The 17,279-nt window shown below is 44.9% G+C and carries 11 protein-coding genes; 9 read left to right on the top strand and 2 right to left on the bottom strand.

Annotated features, from left to right (window positions below; all coding sequences use genetic code 11):
* Both JMW90_RS14055 and JMW90_RS06840 read right to left on the bottom strand, forming a co-directional pair.
* Nucleotides 1–283 (bottom strand): IS1/IS1595 family N-terminal zinc-binding domain-containing protein (locus JMW90_RS14055; protein ID WP_420825321.1); only part of this gene is annotated, 283 nt, incomplete at its 3' end.
* Between the two features lie 145 nt (nt 284–428).
* Nucleotides 429–3,140: a penicillin-binding protein 1A gene (locus JMW90_RS06840; protein ID WP_201562522.1), complete on the bottom strand. Its 2,712-nt coding sequence runs from the start codon at nt 3,138–3,140 to the stop codon at nt 429–431.
* Between the two features lie 195 nt (nt 3,141–3,335).
* Between JMW90_RS06840 and JMW90_RS06835 the strand changes: the two genes are divergently transcribed.
* The 9 genes from JMW90_RS06835 (at nt 3,336) to gltB (ending at nt 17,200) form a co-directional block, all read left to right on the top strand.
* Nucleotides 3,336–4,391: a pilus assembly protein PilM gene (locus tag JMW90_RS06835; protein WP_201562519.1), complete on the top strand. Its 1,056-nt coding sequence runs from the start codon at nt 3,336–3,338 to the stop codon at nt 4,389–4,391.
* Nucleotides 4,391–5,056, top strand: a complete 666-nt coding sequence (locus JMW90_RS06830) for a PilN domain-containing protein (RefSeq protein ID WP_201562517.1) — start codon at nt 4,391–4,393, stop codon at nt 5,054–5,056. The genes JMW90_RS06835 and JMW90_RS06830 overlap by 1 nt, the downstream gene beginning before the upstream one ends.
* On the top strand, nt 5,053–5,802 hold the full coding sequence (locus JMW90_RS06825; RefSeq protein ID WP_201562515.1) for a type IV pilus inner membrane component PilO: 750 nt from the start codon (nt 5,053–5,055) through the stop codon (nt 5,800–5,802). The genes JMW90_RS06830 and JMW90_RS06825 overlap by 4 nt, the downstream gene beginning before the upstream one ends.
* Nucleotides 5,802–6,341, top strand: coding sequence for a pilus assembly protein PilP (locus JMW90_RS06820; RefSeq protein ID WP_201562513.1), 540 nt, complete (start codon nt 5,802–5,804; stop codon nt 6,339–6,341). The genes JMW90_RS06825 and JMW90_RS06820 overlap by 1 nt, the downstream gene beginning before the upstream one ends.
* 27 nt (nt 6,342–6,368) lie before the next feature.
* A complete protein-coding gene (locus tag JMW90_RS06815; protein WP_201562511.1) occupies nt 6,369–8,753 on the top strand; it encodes a type IV pilus secretin PilQ in 2,385 nt (794 codons plus the stop codon).
* A 164-nt stretch (nt 8,754–8,917) separates the two neighbouring features.
* Nucleotides 8,918–9,478: a shikimate kinase AroK gene (gene aroK / locus JMW90_RS06810; protein WP_201562509.1), complete on the top strand. Its 561-nt coding sequence runs from the start codon at nt 8,918–8,920 to the stop codon at nt 9,476–9,478.
* A gap of 81 nt (nt 9,479–9,559) precedes the next feature.
* Nucleotides 9,560–10,693 carry a 3-dehydroquinate synthase gene (gene aroB, locus JMW90_RS06805; protein ID WP_201562506.1) on the top strand — a complete coding sequence of 378 codons (1,134 nt, stop codon included), beginning with the start codon at nt 9,560–9,562 and terminating at the stop codon, nt 10,691–10,693.
* Between the two features lie 169 nt (nt 10,694–10,862).
* Nucleotides 10,863–11,945: a hypothetical protein gene (locus JMW90_RS06800; protein WP_201562504.1), complete on the top strand. Its 1,083-nt coding sequence runs from the start codon at nt 10,863–10,865 to the stop codon at nt 11,943–11,945.
* A gap of 791 nt (nt 11,946–12,736) precedes the next feature.
* Nucleotides 12,737–17,200, top strand: coding sequence for a glutamate synthase large subunit (gltB, locus tag JMW90_RS06795; protein ID WP_201562502.1), 4,464 nt, complete (start codon nt 12,737–12,739; stop codon nt 17,198–17,200).
* Nucleotides 17,201–17,279 lie beyond the last annotated feature (79 nt).

Here is a 17,279-nt window from a genome sequence, read left to right as displayed (position 1 = left end):
TTGGCCGTTTAATCTGATACTCAATACTGATTTTGTCTAAGCGTCTTTGGATGGTTTTAAGACTACAATTATATTTATCAGCCAGTTGTTTGTAGGTCTGTTTTCCTTGGGTATATTCAGTCCAAAGCGTTTGGTTATTGAGTCTTGTACCGCCTAAAAACTGCCGTCTGCAAGCTAGACATTGATACTGCTGTTTGCCTAGCTTACGTCCATTCTTCTTGGTGTGTTTTTCACGACAAAAAGGGCAGTTTTTTGATTCATGGCGTTGATTCCTTGCAAATATAGACAGTATATAGCGTTTAGCGATGTGCCAGCATGAATAATGTCCATTACACCAAATATGTCTATGAAAAAGGCTGGCTCAGTATTTACTGAACCAGCCTTTTTTAAACGTATTAATATAAAAAGTAGACGCTATAAGCAGTCTATTACTGAGGCATCGCTGGCATACGCTCTACAGGCTTGACTACTAATGGTTTTGGTTTCTGTGCTGGGCTATTGGTAATACCATTATTAGTAGGTTTAGCGGCGGTCGTATCTTCCGGCGTTTCGATAGGTTTTGGAGCAGGTGGCTGGCGCTTTTGAATAGACGTCCTGACCGGTTTTTCCGATTTGCCTACATCAGTATCTTCGCTATCAAGTTCAGTGACCCCTTCATCTATCATCTCTATAATACTTTGCTTTTGTTTTTTGGATTTGGCACGGTTATTAATGGAGACCCATTGACTAGGCGTGTCTTTAAGTTGAGCTTTCATAAAATCCATCCAAACGGGTAGGGCTGCCACACCACCATATTCGCGACGACCCATGGTTGATGGTTGGTCAAAACCCATCCAGACGACGGTAGCATTGGTAGGATGGAAACCTGCAAACCAAGCATCTTTTGCTTCATTGGTGGTTCCTGTCTTGCCGCCAATATCATCACGTCCCAAAGATCTTGCTTTAAACGCTGTACCACGCTGTATCACATCACGTAAGATATCTGCCATCTCATAAGCGACTTTAGGCTTTAAAATACGTGGTGCTTGTTCGGCGCGCACATACTGTACGACTGGCGCTTTTAAGCGATCTGATTCTGGGCTGGCATCGTAAATGCTCAAGTCAATCTTGTTACTGTCTTTGGCAGTGTCGCTGTCTACCTGATTGGCTTCTATATCAGCTTCGGTATTGTCACTGGCAGGCGATTCTTTAGCGTTGCCTGCTTTATTATCTTCAACTACATTGTCTTCAGCTACTTTTTTACTATTCTCTATTTTTGCAGCATATTCTTCGGTCAGTTTCTTATTGACATCGTCGAGCTGCTCATTGAAACATAGAGCGCAAGCTTGCTGAGGATTGGCTTGAAATAAAAGCTTATTATTATAGTTATAAATTTGTTCGATAAAATAAGGTTGGATGCGGTGACCGCCATTGGCAAAGGTGGCATAAGCAGTGGCCATTTGTAATGGGGTTGCTTGACCTGTGCCCAATGCTAAAGACAAGGTAGTTGGCAGCTTCTCTTTATCAAGACCAAATTCATCTAATAAATTGCGAGCATCAGAGATACCAATTGCTTGCAGCAGGCGAATAGACACTAAGTTACGTGATAAATAAAGACCGCGCCTTAAGGTAATATCACCTAAGAAGCGACCATCGGAATTTTTTGGTTTCCAGTCACCTACTTGCAGTGGACGATCGGAGACTATACTGTCTGGACGATAGCCTTTTTCTAGTGCTGCGGTATAGACAAGAGGTTTAATGGTGGAGCCCGGTTGACGCCAGCCCTGCAAAGCACGGTTAAATTTACTATGATTAAAATCAAAGCCACCGACCAAGGCACGAACGCCGCCGGTATCAGGATTTAGAGAAACCAAACTACCTTGCACCTCAGGTATTTGACCGAGCTGCCAACCACCACTAGCCGTCGGTATCAGGCGAATAATATCGTTCTTACTCACTATTTGACTGGCATTACTTGGAAAATAACCGATGCGATCAGCAGAGATATATTTGCGTGCCCAGCGCATACCAGACCAATTGACGGTCACGCTTTCTCCTGAAAGCATGGTCGCCTCAAAACTACTGGTATTCACTTTGGTCACTTTGGCAGGCGACATATTACTGTAGCGACTGAAATTCTCTAGTGGCTCATCATTTGCTTCGGCGCCGCGCCAGCCATGGCGATGCTCGTAAGCGACCAAGCCAGATAAAATTGCCTTTTCTGCCTCTATTTGTGCTTGACTATCAACCGTCAAGCGTACACGCCAGCCGCCATGCATGACTTGCTCACCATAACGCTCAACCAGAGCTGCGCGTGTCATTTCTGCCAAATACGGCATATTAACATCCAGCTTTTCTTGATAAAGCTTGATACCAATGGGCGCATTAATAGCTTCGTCATGTTGGGCTTTATCGATGTAACCCAATTTATGCATGCGACCAATAATCCAGTTACGGCGTGTGAGCGCACGACTTGGATTGGCAATAGGATTGTATTTAGAAGGCGCTTTAGGCAAACCTGCCAGCATTGCCATCTCTGCAATGGTGAGATTCTCTAGTGATTTACTGTAGTATTTTTTGGCAGCAGCGCGAATACCGTAAGCACCTTCACCTAAGTAGATTTTATTGACATAAAGGGTAAGGATATCGTTTTTACTCAGCTCGTCTTCGATTTTACGCGCTAAAAACAACTCCGTTAGTTTGCGATTTAACGTGCGGTCTGAACTTAAGAAATAGTTTTTTGCGACCTGCATGGTGATGGTAGAGCCACCTGTTTGGCTTTCATCATCCGTTACCACTTCGGTAACCGCGCGCCCTAATCCTTTAATACTAATGCCGCTATGCTGAAAAAATGAAGAATCTTCTGCTGCTAAAAAAGCATGGGTCAAGTCTTCTGGTATTTCTTCAAAGGTAATGGGTAATGATAGACGGTTGCCATATTGCCCAATCAATTTGTCATCACTACTATATATCTGTAATGGCATCTCTAAAGTTGCCGTCTTAATCTCTTGCGTACTTGGCAATGTTGGCGATAAATACATCGCCATACCATAGAAGCCGATAGGGACAGCAAGCGCTAATACAACTGCCAGTGCTAGACAGGCAATGAAAAGCCCCACCAAAAAGTGAATGAGACGAACAGTGGCATTTTTCTTGGTCATAGTCAGACTTATCGATTAAGGTTTGCAACAGATAAAAAGCATTATACCTTGAACAAAATAACCAAGTGACAATAAATGTGTAAGTTAGCCTTTATAGGACATTTAAATGCTTGAATCTATCTGTTAAGTAAAGTATTGTACTAAATTATTACAAATAACTATCATATTGTACACTTAATATAAGGTATAGAGTTTGTGAGGCTATTTACTTCTAAGAGTCGACATTTGATTGGTGTGGATATTTGTACCACCTCAGTGAAGCTGGTTGACATACAGCGCCAACAAGGCGTTTTCCACCTAAGATCTTATGGTACTGAAATGTTACCTGAAGGCGTAGTCATCGACAAACTTATTGTAGATACTGAAGCAGTAGGGAATACTATAGCAGGCTTGGCCAGACGTTGCCAAGCGGCGGGCAGTAGCGCCGCCACTGCAGTCTCAGGGTCAGCCGTGATTACTAAAATCATCGATATGGATATGGTGCTAAATGACGTGGAGCGTGAAGCTCAGATTCGTCTGGATGCAGACCAATACATACCTTATCCGCTAGAAGACGTCAATTTGGACTTTGAAGTACTGGGTCCCTCACTTGTAAATGCCGATATGGTACAAGTACTACTTGCGGCCTCTCGTTCAGAAAACGTTGACCAAAGGGTTGACGCCTTAACCTTTGGTGGTCTCCAAACCAAGGTTATGGATATTGAGTCGCATGCCATCGAGCGTGCTTTTGGCTTGATGGCAGACAGTCTGCCAAACTTGCCAGATTTGGTGGCGTTGGTTGATATCGGACACAATCAAACAACGTTATATGTTGCCAAAAATGGTGAGTTTATCTATAGCCGAGAGCAGTTATTTGGGGGCAGCCAGCTGACGGAAGCCATCCAAAACCGCTATGGTTTGTCTGCTGAAGAAGCTGCTATTAGTAAGCGCGAGCGTGCTTTACCTGACGATTACTATACCGATGTCTTAACGCCATTTATAGAAAATACCATCCAACAAATTACTCGATCTTTACAGTTTTATTTTTCCTCAAGTCAATATAGTAGTATCGATCATGTGGTCCTTGCTGGTGGTAGTAGCTCCATTGCGGGTCTTGCCGGTATGGCGCAGCAGCGATTGGGCGTGCCTGTGAGTATTGCAAATCCGTTCGTTAATATGACCATTGCTCCGCATATCGATCATGAGCAACTGGCGATTGATGCACCCAGCTTAATGGCCGCTTGCGGTCTGGCGTTAAGGAGCTTTGACTAATGGCTCGTATTAACCTACTGCCCTGGCGGCAAGAAGAGCGCGCACGCCGCAATAAAGAGTTCATCACCTTGGTGGTGGCAGTGACGCTCCTGTCTCTGCTGGCGGCGTTTGCGACATGGAGTTATTTTAATAACGAACTTGCTGAGCAATTGGATGCCAATGCCCTGATTGAACAAGAAAACGCTCGCTTAGATAAAGCGTTGGTCGAGATTGATAGCTTAGAGCAGCGCCGTGAAGATATCATCTCACGTATGCAAGTTATTCAAGACTTGCAAGGTCGACGTCCTGTACCTGTGCGTTTATGGGATGATCTGGCTAAAGCGATTCCGCCAGCGCTTTATTTGAATAATCTAAAGCGTGAAGGGGATGTATTAACATTGACGGGTCTTGCTGACAATCCAAACGTGGTATCAAGCTTGATTCGTAATCTTGATAGCAGTAAGTGGATGGGCAATTCAGCCGTGAGTAACATCCAGCAAAACATTACGGCTTATCAAGCAGCGCCTGTCTTAGAAAGTACAGTCACTACGCCCGGTGAACAACCACGTCCTATTTATCCTGAAGACAGCTATGTGCAGTTTGTAATTACGACCAAAGTACAGTCTGAAACGGCCGTTCCTGTAGAAGGTGCTGATGGCGCTATTGTACCTGGAGGTGAGTTATGAAACTGACCCGTAAAAAAACCCGCATTAAACTCAAAAAGACGATGATAAAGCCGAAAAAACAGTTTGATGTAAATGAGTTTCGCCGCAGTTTTGAATCGTTGGATTCTGAAAACTACGGCAGTTGGCCACTTCCTGTCAAAGTGACCCTCATTGGATTCATTATTACTTTGATTGCTGCTTTGTCATGGGCGCTACCGATTAGCAGTAAAATTGATGAAATTACAGCAGCCGAAAGCCAGCAACAAACCTTGCTCGATAGCTACCGTGAAAAAGAATCGCGCGCACGCCATCTACAAGCTTATCAAGCTCAAGTGATTCAAATGGAAGCGGAGTTTAATACTTTGCTTGACCAGCTACCAAAAGATACCCGTGTATCAGAATTGGTTGAGGGTATCAATATGACGGGCGTGGGCAGTAACATACGTTTTCAGGACATATCTGTCGAGCCTGAAATTGAAAATGAGTTCTTTATTGAGCAGCCTATTCGTATCGCAGCGTTGGGCGATTACCATCAGTTTGGTAGCTTTATCAGTGGTTTGGCCGCTTTACCAAGGATTATCACCATGCATGATTTCGAAGTCAGTAATCCGCAGCCAACCTTAGATGTTTTACCCGAGCTAAATTTGGTGTTGCAAACCAAAACCTATCGCTCAAAAGAAGCAGTCCCTGAAGGTGATGCTGCTGCTGCCGATGCTGCACCCACTGCCGATGCTACTGCTGCCGATGCTGCTGCGGGAGGTAACTAATGACTAGCCAAAAATTGCCTAGATTGAGGTTACTGCTGTTAAGCGCTGCTGTTTTATCTATGACGGCTTGTACGGATCGTATTGGCTTAGCAGAGCAGGCGATGGCTGATATCCGTAACCAGCCTGCGCAGCCGATTGAGCCGCCGCCTAAAGCTGAGTTGGTAGAAGATTTTGTCTATAGCGCCAGTGCGCAGCGTAGTCCATTTTTGCCACCGAGTTTGGTGAACGTACAAGGTCCGACCACCTTTATCGACGGGGTACGCCCTGATATAACCCGAGTCAAAGAACCGCTTGAACAGTACGAGCTGACACAACTTGTCTTCCGAGGTGTGGTTATCTCGCCTGAAGGTCAACAGTATGCTTTAGTACAGCGTCCGGATGGTTCAGTTGCCAGTGTTAGAGTGGGTAATTATCTTGGATTGAATGACGGTCGTATTGTTGAAATCACGCCGACTCAAATTAACTTGATTGAAATTGTGCCAGACAGCCGTGCTGGGTTTGTTGAAAAACCCCAGTCACTGGTGTCCCCTATAAGCTAAGTCGGCAGATTTTTTGAGGAATAAATAATGACAGTACGCAATAACAAGGTAATGATGATGAGCAACCGCGTATCTTCTACTTTTGCCATCTCTGCATTGGCAATGAGTATGGTAGCCGTAAGTAGCAGTGCCCATGCCGAGCAGCGCATCAACAATGTCTCTGTGGTGCAGACTGCGCCAGCTGTGACCCAAATGCGTTTGGGTTTTTCAGGTGCGCCAGTATTACCAGCCGCTTATCAGCTCGATAATCCCAGCCGTTTGGTACTGGATTTTGAACAGGTGCAAAACGGGCTTGCTAATCGCTTTAAAGAATATAACATCGGTATGGTCAATGAGGTCACTACTCTAAACAGTGACAATACCACCCGTCTTATCGTTGGGCTAAAACAGACGGGCAACTATACCACTGCGATTGATGGTAACGAGCTGTTGCTGACGATTACGGATCCTAATCGCCCAGTGATTGCTCCAGTGGTCACGAAAGTCATTACCAATGACCCTATACAAGATGTGCTAAATGGCAATGCAGCTATTACTACCACGGCTGTGGTTACGCCCATTGTTGAAACCAGTAGCGTTGCTGTCGCGCCTATTAGAACGACGGTCACAAAAAACCAAGTACCTGCTGACACTATGGTCGTACGCGTCAATCCTTTATTAAGCCCGCAACTTGCCTCAGCTCAAGTCAGTAAGCAGTATAGCTACGATGGTCTAAGCGCTGTTAATTTTTCAGCGGGGAATGATGGCGGCGGTAACGTCAGTATTTCACTGGCCAATGAAGCAATTCCTGTAGACGTTCAGCGTCAAGGTAATAAGTTGGTTGTGCGTTTGACAGGTAGTACTGTACCTAGAAATCTGCTGCGCCGCTTGAATGTTAATGGCGGTTTGGTCGATAGTATTGATACCAAAAACCAAAGTCAAAATGGTGTCATTACCATCAATGTGAAAGATGATTTTGAATATCAAGCCTATCAATCAGGCAATCAGCTAAATATTGGTATCAGAAAACCGGAGCTGCTACGTGAGCCGACGCTAGAAGAAAAAGTCTATACTGGCGAAGCACTATCTATGGAATTCCAAGACGTTGAAATCCGTAGTGTCCTAGATATTTTGGCGCAGTTTACAGAGATGAATATCGTTGCAAGTGATTCGGTCGCGGGCAATATCACTTTGCGCCTTATCAACGTACCTTGGGATCAAGCACTTGATATCATTCTCAAGAGTAAAAATTTGGGCAAACGCGAAAACGGTAACGTGATTTTGGTTGCGCCCTCAACGGAGCTGGCAGAACAAGAAGCACGTGAGCTTGAAGCACAGCAAGCGGTTGAATCTTATGCGCCGTTACGTACTGAATATATCCGCCTAAGCTACGCAAAAGCGGCAGATGTATTGACCCTTATCTCTCAAGGTAGCGGTGGTGCTTCTGGCGGTAATAATACGGGTACTGGCAACGCCAATGCGAATACCAACGATAGTAATAACTTGCTCTCAAACCGTGGTACGGTAACGGTCGATGAGCGTACCAATACCTTGATTGTTAAAGATGTGGCAGCCAGTATCGAAAACATTCATAAGCTCATTGGTAAAATCGATATTCCTGTCCGTCAAGTCATGATTGAGGCGCGTATCGTTAGTGCAACTGATAGCTTTAGTAAAGAGATTGGGGTTCGTTGGGGCATCTTATCAAACGGCGCTGCCAATAATCGCAGCTTGCTGGTTGGCGGCAGTAACCAAACGTTAGCGGATTTAAAAGATTTTGATGTGCAGACGACGACGATCAATGGTCAGACCGTCTCTTATCCTCAATACGATATCACTCGTCCTGATAACTTAAACGTTGACTTAGGCGTTGACAATCCAGCAGGTCGTATTGCCTTTGGTCTGCTTGGTATCTCTGATTTTATGCTGGATCTTGAGTTGTCAGCCATGCAAGCAGATAACCGCGGTGAAGTGATCTCTACGCCAAAGATTTTGACCGCTGACAAACAAACGGCAAAAGTATCTTCCGGTACGCAGATTCCTTATCAAGAAGCATCAGCGAGTGGGGCAACGACAACCAGCTTTAAAGAAGCTGCTTTAAGTTTAGAGGCAACGCCGAACATTACCCCAGATGGTAAGATTGGTCTGCAACTATTAATCACTAATGGCACACCGACCATTATCAATAATCAAGTCGCTATCGCTGAAGACTCTATTTCAACCAACGTCATTGTTGAAGATGGTCAAACCATTGTATTGGGCGGTGTCTTTAAAAATCGTACTAATAATGGGGTTGATAAAGTACCGTTCTTGGGTGATTTGCCTTATATCGGTCGCGCTTTCCGTAAAGATGTGCGCAGCAATACCAAAGAAGAGTTGCTGATATTTATCACACCAAAACTGATCAATGATGGTATTAGTCGCTTAGATTAGTCAGGTGTCAGTCGGTTGTTAGCAAGAAAAAGCAAGCCTTAGTGCTTGCTTTTTTAATGGCTGATTCTTAGGCTGGCAAAGATTTTACTGACAATAATCACAGCTCATTACTAGCCAGAATATCACTGACGTTGTATCATACCTAATTTAGCTGAGTGAGTACTATGGTTGAGGAATTACCGTCGGTATTTTTGGTGGGGCCGATGGGAGCAGGGAAGACCACAATCGGTAGATTATTGGCAAAGCAGCTCGGGCGGACGTTTGTAGACAGTGACTGGTATATTGAATCGCAGACTGGCGCTGATATTGCTTGGATATTCGCCAAAGAAGGTGAAGCCGGCTTTCGCGAACGGGAAACGCGGGCGATAGATGAGTTGACACAGCAACCGCAGATTGTCTTGGCGACTGGCGGCGGCGCGGTAATGGCCGCTGAAAATCGTGAGTATCTAAAGCATCGTGGTATCGTCATTTATCTGAATGCCCCCGTTGATGTGCAGATGGCTCGTACTGCGAAAGATAAGTCGCGTCCTTTATTACAACAGCCGAACCCTAGAAAAATACTGCAAGGTTTATACAGCGCACGCGATCCATTATATCGTCAAGTGGCGCATATTATCATGCCAACAGGGCACACGTATCCACGGCACATGGTCAATCAATTATTACAGCAGCTCAATACCTTTTGCGCTTCTACGTCTATTTCTGCAGAACCTGAAAAAGATTGATGTCAAAAAATGATTCATATAAGACATATTATCGAATACCTAGTTAGTTAACTTTTACTTGTAATACTTAAGGAGATTTTCATGACATCGCCACTGTTTCATGCTGACTTGACAGTACATACGCAAAGTCATAACTATCCAATTGTCATTACTGAAAATACAGCCATAGAAAGTAATAGTATGGCTAGCCAAGTTGCCTCTTATATTACCGGTCAGCAGGTATTGATTGTTACCAATGAAACCATTGCGCCGATTTATCTAAAAGCCTTACAGCAGCCATTAGAAGCACAGTTTACCGTGCAGGTTTGTGTGCTGCCAGATGGCGAACAATATAAAACCCAGTCCAGTATCAATCAGATTTATGATGTATTGATGGCAGCGCATTTTAATCGTGATGTGACCCTGATTGCGCTTGGCGGCGGTGTGATTGGTGATATGACAGGATTTGCGGCAGCAAGCTTTATGCGTGGTGTCAATTTTATCCAAATACCAACCACCTTGCTGTCTCAGGTAGATTCAAGTGTCGGCGGCAAAACCGGTATCAATCATCCACAAGGCAAAAACATGATTGGGGCATTTTGGCAGCCACAAATGGTATTGGCAGATATGAGTACGCTCAAAACCCTGCCTGCACGAGAGTTATCAGCGGGGCTTGCGGAAGTCGTCAAATATGCGCTGATTATGGATGCAGAATTTTTGCTTTGGCTTGAGCACAATCTACCAGCGATGCTAGCCTTAGATTTAGCCATACTGGGCGAAGCGGTTAAGCGCTGCTGCCAGTACAAAGCTGATGTTGTCGCGCAAGATGAAAGAGAGTCAGGCGTACGCGCTTTATTGAATTTTGGTCATACGTTTGGTCATGTGATTGAAACTCATGAAGGCTATGGCAATTGGTTGCATGGTGAGGCAATCGCTGCGGGCATGGTACAAGCGGCTGAGCTGTCGCAAAAAATAGGCTGGCTAACGAGTGATGACGTTGCTCGTGTTAAGCGCATATTGTCATTAGCCAATTTACCGATCACGCCGCCGCCTATTGAAGTTCAGACTGCTTTTGACTTAATGGGTCATGATAAAAAAGTGAAACACGGACAAATCCGCCTTATTTTGTTAAAATCATTGGGTGAAGCGGTATTAACCAATGATTTTGACCCACATCTGCTCACCGATGTACTAGCAAAACATGCAACACCAGCTATAAAAGAACATACGTTATAAATGGCTATTATCAGTTTGGTATTTTCTGTATAGAAATATCACGGTAATAAAAGAGCAGGGTACTAAAAAGCGACTTTCTTTTATTTTTAACTGATTATATATTGCTTGGTTTTATCTGTATGATTTTTATGACCCTATCCTAAGCATATCTTTACCAAGGACACCCCTCATGGCAGCATCTCGCTCGACGACTCGTACCGCGAGTCAATCCTATCGCCGTCAAGCATTGATTTGGCTGGTAGCGACTCTGCTGTTGGGTGTGACCACCGCTTTGGTATGGATGTTTAGTCAGACGCCAGCGATGGGTGCCAAGATAGAAAACGCGCCCATAGCAGCGCCGCAAGTACTAAGCGCAGAGCTTGAGCAGCCATTAAAAATTGAATCGCTGCATGAGCTTGATACCGATGTACAACCGATAAGTTTTGATGAAACGGTCCGTGATTTGCGCAGCTATCCTAATGAATTTAAAGATAAGCGTTATCTGCTTGCCAACAAAGGCAAGTGGACAGTACAGGTCATGAATGTTGCTGAAAATGAGGTGATTGTCAGTTATCTAGAAGGACGTGAAGACCGTAGTAAGTTTACATATTTTCGCTACCTTGATGAAAACAAGCAAGTGCGTTATATGCTCATCTATGGCGTGATGAGCAGTCCACAAGAAGCAGTCGGCGCGGCTAAGCTGATAGATTTTAAGCTGCCTGCCAATGTGCGAGTACTGCCTGAAGAGATTAATCGCTATGTCAGTATCATCGACAATTATGAGCGCCCTGATCCTGTAAAAGATCTGAGTACAAAACGCACACGTTCAGTCAATCTACGACCAACCAAGCGTGAAGTGCCCGTGCGTCAAAAAACATCAACAGTAAATAACAGCGAGCAAACTGCAAGCAGTGCGACCAATCGTACTCCTCAAGAATCGGCCAATAGCAATACAACTGAAAGCATTCGTCAGTCCGTTGATACCTCTGACACTTTGACGGTCAATGAAGAGCGTATTTTCGGTATAGAAGAGCAAGGTCCTACTACCTCAGTATCTAAGAATGCTGATACCAATATACCCCAAAAACCGCCAGTGGTTGCCACGCCTAAGCCGCCAACTGGCAGTGCTATCTCCAATAGTACAAACTTGGATAATAAAAATCCAAATGCAGCCTCGGCGAATAAAAACGCCAAGAATGGTTCTGGTAATGCGGCAGCGCCCAAAGCCAAAAACGACAGTATAAAGGAGCTCATTGAAGAAAAGAAAGATTGATTTTGAGTATGAATTTGCATTAAAAAGCTCACTTAAAAACATAGTGGGCTTTTTTATAAATAGTCTATTTATGGCTTCTAAGCTCTTATATCACAAATAATGATATAAACACTTACAAAATCTGACGGATGAATCGGTAGAAAAGACTAGATTTTTTGTCAATCATTCACTAATATAAGGATGGGCGACGTTCTGTATAGTTATCGTAAATGGTCATATATTAGCCAATTGGCTTTTATGAAATCCACAATAAACGATTAACAGAAAACATCGTATTCTCAAGCGCGGCTACTTACCAATCGGCTATTAGTTATCCACTATAGTCAGCATAGCGCAAGTGGCGCAACTTCTCTTATTATCATCCTTATTAGGATTGTTAAGGCGCTTGAATATAGGCGTCTTATATTCACATTTGATGGATAAACCGCGTTTTTTCAGCTACTTACTATTTTGGTCATTCAAGGTTGTAAAGCTCATATTGAACCCTATAACTGATACAAGATAGACAAGTAATTACGCTCAGTGCTCAATAACTTGGTTTGCTACGATTGATATTCAATGCTTTATCAAAGTTATCTTATCATTCCGCGTTAAATTGATGGCTTAAATGATGCTAACATACAGGGGACTGTGATAAGTATTTTATCCTACCCCATACAGTGGCAATAATTTTTCTGCTCGCGCTTTATTAATCCGGATATGTAAATATAATCCAGCCCGTTCTGCTTGCGGAAAACGGTTTATGCATCACATTGGTTGCATATACTGCCGCTTACTTAAAAGGACCAGCTATGTCAATGATTTCCTCCCATACGCATTTGGCCTCGCCAGATGACTTTTCTGACAATTGCGGCTTTGGTTTGATTGCTCATATTGAGGGTCAGGCCAGTCATGACTTGGTAAAAACAGCCATTCACAGCCTAAGCTGTATGACCCATCGTGGCGGCGTGGCAGCTGATGGCAAAACCGGCGATGGTTGTGGTTTATTATTAGCGACGCCCGTTGCCTTTTTTAGAGACATTGCAGCAGAGCAACAGTTTGAGATAACGGATAACTTCGCGGTTGGTATGGTATTCGTCAATCCAGATACGGCAACGGCTCAGCATAGCCTACAAGTATTAAATGAAGAGATTACCGCGCAAGGACTAGAGGTAGCTGGCTGGCGCGATGTACCACTTGATTTAAGTATTGTCGGTGAGATTGGTCGTCAGACATTACCAGATTTTAAGCAAGTATTTGTCAATGCGCCTGATAATCTGGCTGCAGATGACTTTAATCGTAAGCTGTTTGTGGCGCGTAAAAAATCTGAGCAACGCTTGGTTGATGATGAGCTGTTTTATGTGTGCTCATTAAGTTGTCAGACTATTATTTATAAAGGTTTGGTGATGCCATCAGATCTGCCTGCTTTCTTCTTAGATTTGCAAGATGCGCGCTTGGCATCGCATATTGTGGTATTTCATCAACGTTTTTCAACCAATACGCTACCGCGCTGGCCATTGGCACAGCCTTTTCGCTATTTGGCACATAATGGTGAGCTAAATACCATCTCCGGCAACCGCAGCTGGTCTGAGGCGCGTACGCCAAAATTAAAATCAGACAAACTGCCCAATTTGAACGAATTAACGCCATTGGTCAATAGCACTGGCTCAGATTCGTCTAGCTTAGATAACATGCTAGAAGTGCTGATGTCAGGCGGTATGAGCTTGTTTCATTCGATGTCAATACTTGTGCCACCTGCTTGGCAGAATGTCGATAGCATGGACATGGACTTGCGGGCATTTTATGAGTTTTACTCGCAGCATATGGAAGCATGGGATGGTCCTGCAGGTCTTGTGATTCAAGATGGTCGCTATGCCGTCTGTATGCTGGATCGAAACGGTCTGCGTCCATCACGTTGGGTAACGACGACGAATGGTTATATTACCGTCGCCTCAGAAGTAGGGGTTTGGGACTATAAGCCAAAAGACGTGCTTGCCAAAGGTCGTGTTGGACCGGGTCAAATGCTGGTCATCGATACGCAAATCGGTCAAATCATGGATACTGAGGCGATTGCAACCTTGCTTAAAAAGGCGCATCCATATCGTAAATGGTTACGCGACGAGGCGACCCATATCCGTGATGATGAGCGCTTAGAAGAAGAGATAGCTGCACAGGCATGTCGCGGTGAGCCGCTAAAGGCCTTGCAAAAAATGTATCATATCACCAATGAAGAGCGTACAGAAATCATCCGCCCGAACGCTGAAAATGCGCAAGAGCCAGTTGGTTCGATGGGTGATGATACGCCAATGGCGGTACTGTCACAGCAGATTCGTCATGTCGGTGATTTCTTCCGCCAGCAATTTGCACAGGTGACCAATCCACCGATTGATCCCCTACGTGAATCTATTGTGATGTCGCTACAGACGTGTCTCGGCGCTGAAACCAATGTGTTTGCGCCATCAGCACGCGACGCGCATCGTATTATCTTGTCATCGCCGGTGTTGTCAGCCAGCAAGATGCAGCAACTTGAAGCCTTGGCTGATCCTGCCTTTAAGATGGCACGTATCGACCTAAATTATGAGCGTACGCTAGAGCTTTCCGCTGCTATCATCGCTATCTGTGAGCAAGTTGCCAGCAGTATTCGTGCTGGTCATACCTTGATTGTCTTGTCTGATAGAGACATCGCGGCAGACAAAGTCCCTGCCAACGCCATAATGGTCACAGGGGCGGTGCATCATTATCTGATTGCACAAGGTATTCGTACCGATGCCAATTTAATTATTGAGACTGGTCTGGCTCGTGACTCGCATCAAGTAGCGGTCCTAATTGGCTTTGGCGCGACCTGCGTTTATCCCTACTTGGCTTATGATGTGATTGATGATTTGGTTGCCACAGGTGAGCTGCTTGGCGATCCAATTCAGGCAAGGGTAAATTTCCGTAAAGGCTTAGATAAAGGTTTACTCAAAATCTTATCAAAAATGGGCATCTCCACCATTGTGTCATATCGCGGCGCTCAGTTATTTGAAGCGGTTGGTCTTTCTGAAGAAGTGGTGAGCTTGTGCTTTAAAGGCGTGCAAAGCCGTATTAAAGGTGCAACCTTTGCAGATTTGGCCGCAGATCAAGCGCAGCTTGCGGCAAATGCCTTTAAACGTCGTGCGCCACTTGATCAAGGCGGCTTGCTAAAGTTTGTTTTCAATAAAGAGTATCATGCCTTCAATCCTGATGTGATTAATAGCCTACATACGGCGGTACGTACAGGAAACTATGACAATTATCTTCAGTATGCAGAGATCGTCAATAGCCGTCCAGTCGCCACTTTACGGGATTTATTAGCGCTTAAAACCGACAACCCTCTCGACGTTGATGAAGTTGAAGACATCTCAGCCATTTTGTCGCGATTTGACTCCGCTGGCATGTCACTAGGCGCATTGTCGCCAGAAGCGCATGAAGCCATCGCTATTGCTATGAATACTATTGGCGGTCGCTCAAACTCAGGTGAGGGCGGTGAAGACCCTGTTCGCTACGGCACTATGCGCAACTCAAAAATTAAGCAAGTTGCCTCTGGTCGTTTTGGGGTAACGCCTGCCTATTTGCGCTCAGCAGAAGTTATGCAAATCAAAGTCGCGCAGGGTGCAAAACCTGGTGAAGGCGGTCAGCTACCGGGTGGTAAGGTCAATGCTTTAATCGCTCGTCTGCGTTATTCTGTGCCGGGGGTGACGTTGATTTCACCGCCGCCGCATCATGATATTTATTCGATTGAAGATTTGGCGCAGCTTATTTTTGATCTTAAGCAAGTCAATCCAGATGCGCTCGTGTCGGTTAAGTTGGTCTCACGTCCAGGCGTTGGTACGATTGCAACTGGTGTGGCAAAAGCTTATGCCGATTTGATTACCATCTCAGGTTATGACGGCGGTACGGCAGCATCACCACTGTCGTCTATCCATCATGCAGGCTCGCCATGGGAGCTTGGTCTTGCTGAAACCCATCAATCACTACGCGTTAATGGCTTGCGTCATAAGGTTCGTATTCAAACCGATGGCGGTCTAAAGACAGGACTTGATGTGGTCAAAGCCGCCATTCTTGGTGCTGAAAGCTTTGGTTTTGGTACCACGCCGATGATAGCCGTTGGTTGTAAATACTTACGTATTTGCCATTTAAATAACTGCCCAACGGGCGTTGCCACTCAAAAAGCCCAGCTACGCGATGATCACTTTATCGGTGAAGCTGAGATGCTGATTAACTTCTTTAAATTTGTCGCAACCGAGACTCGCGAATGGCTTGCAAAGCTTGGCGTGCGTACGATGGAAGAGTTGGTTGGACGTACTGACTTACTTGATATATTAGAAGGCAACACGGCTAAGCAGCAACATCTTGATTTATCGCCTCTACTATTTAGCCATCCTGCTAGTAGTGGCAAAGCACAAACCTGTCAGGTTGAGCGCAATGAGCCATTTGACAAAGGCTTGCTTGCTGAGCAAATGATTAGTGATATGCTGCTTAATATTCGTCAAGGCAACGGTGGTGACTACAGTTATGACGTTGGCAACTGTGATCGCTCTATTGGGGCGCGTATCTCAGGTGAGATTGCAGAAGTATGGGGCAATCTTGGCATGAGTGACAAACCCATTAAGTTGCACTTGACTGGCACTGCAGGGCAAAGTCTAGGTGTTTGGAATGCTGGTGGTTTGCACATTGAGCTTGAAGGCGATGCCAATGATTATGTCGGTAAAGGCATGGCGGGTGGCGAGATTGTGATTTATCCACCCAAAGACTCCGGCTTTATGGCGCAGGATACTGCCATTATCGGTAATACTTGCTTGTATGGCGCAACAGCTGGCAAGTTATATGCTGCGGGTACGGCAGGGGAGCGTTTTGGTGTTCGTAACTCAGGTGCTCATGCGGTCATCGAAGGCACAGGCGACCATTGCTGCGAGTATATGACGGGCGGTATCATTACCATACTTGGACGTACTGGTCTTAACTTTGGCGCAGGCATGACGGGTGGATTTGCTTATGTACTCGATTTAGAAGGTGATTTCTTTGATCGCTGCAACCATGAGTTGATTGATTTAAATCGTATCTCAAGCGAGCAGATGGAAAGCCACCGTATCTACCTACAACAGGTGATTGAGACGCATGTCAATAAAACAGGTAGCGCATGGGGTCAGACCATATTGGCAGACTTCGAGCATTATGCGCGTAAGTTCTACTTGGTTAAGCCAAAAGCCGCGAACGTTGCTACTTTGCTTAAGACCACGACCGCTGATCCGCAATAGTTGATCTGATTTATGGATAGCGTTGTGTACCATAATGTATAGATAGTAGAGGTAGACAACGTTATTTCAAAGATGGATT

This window comes from Psychrobacter glacincola, from assembly GCF_904846215.1.
GTDB classification, from domain to species: Bacteria; Pseudomonadota; Gammaproteobacteria; order Pseudomonadales; family Moraxellaceae; genus Psychrobacter; species Psychrobacter glacincola.
Note: the sequence above shows the minus strand (reverse complement) of the source record. Positions and strands in the feature narration are given on the sequence as shown.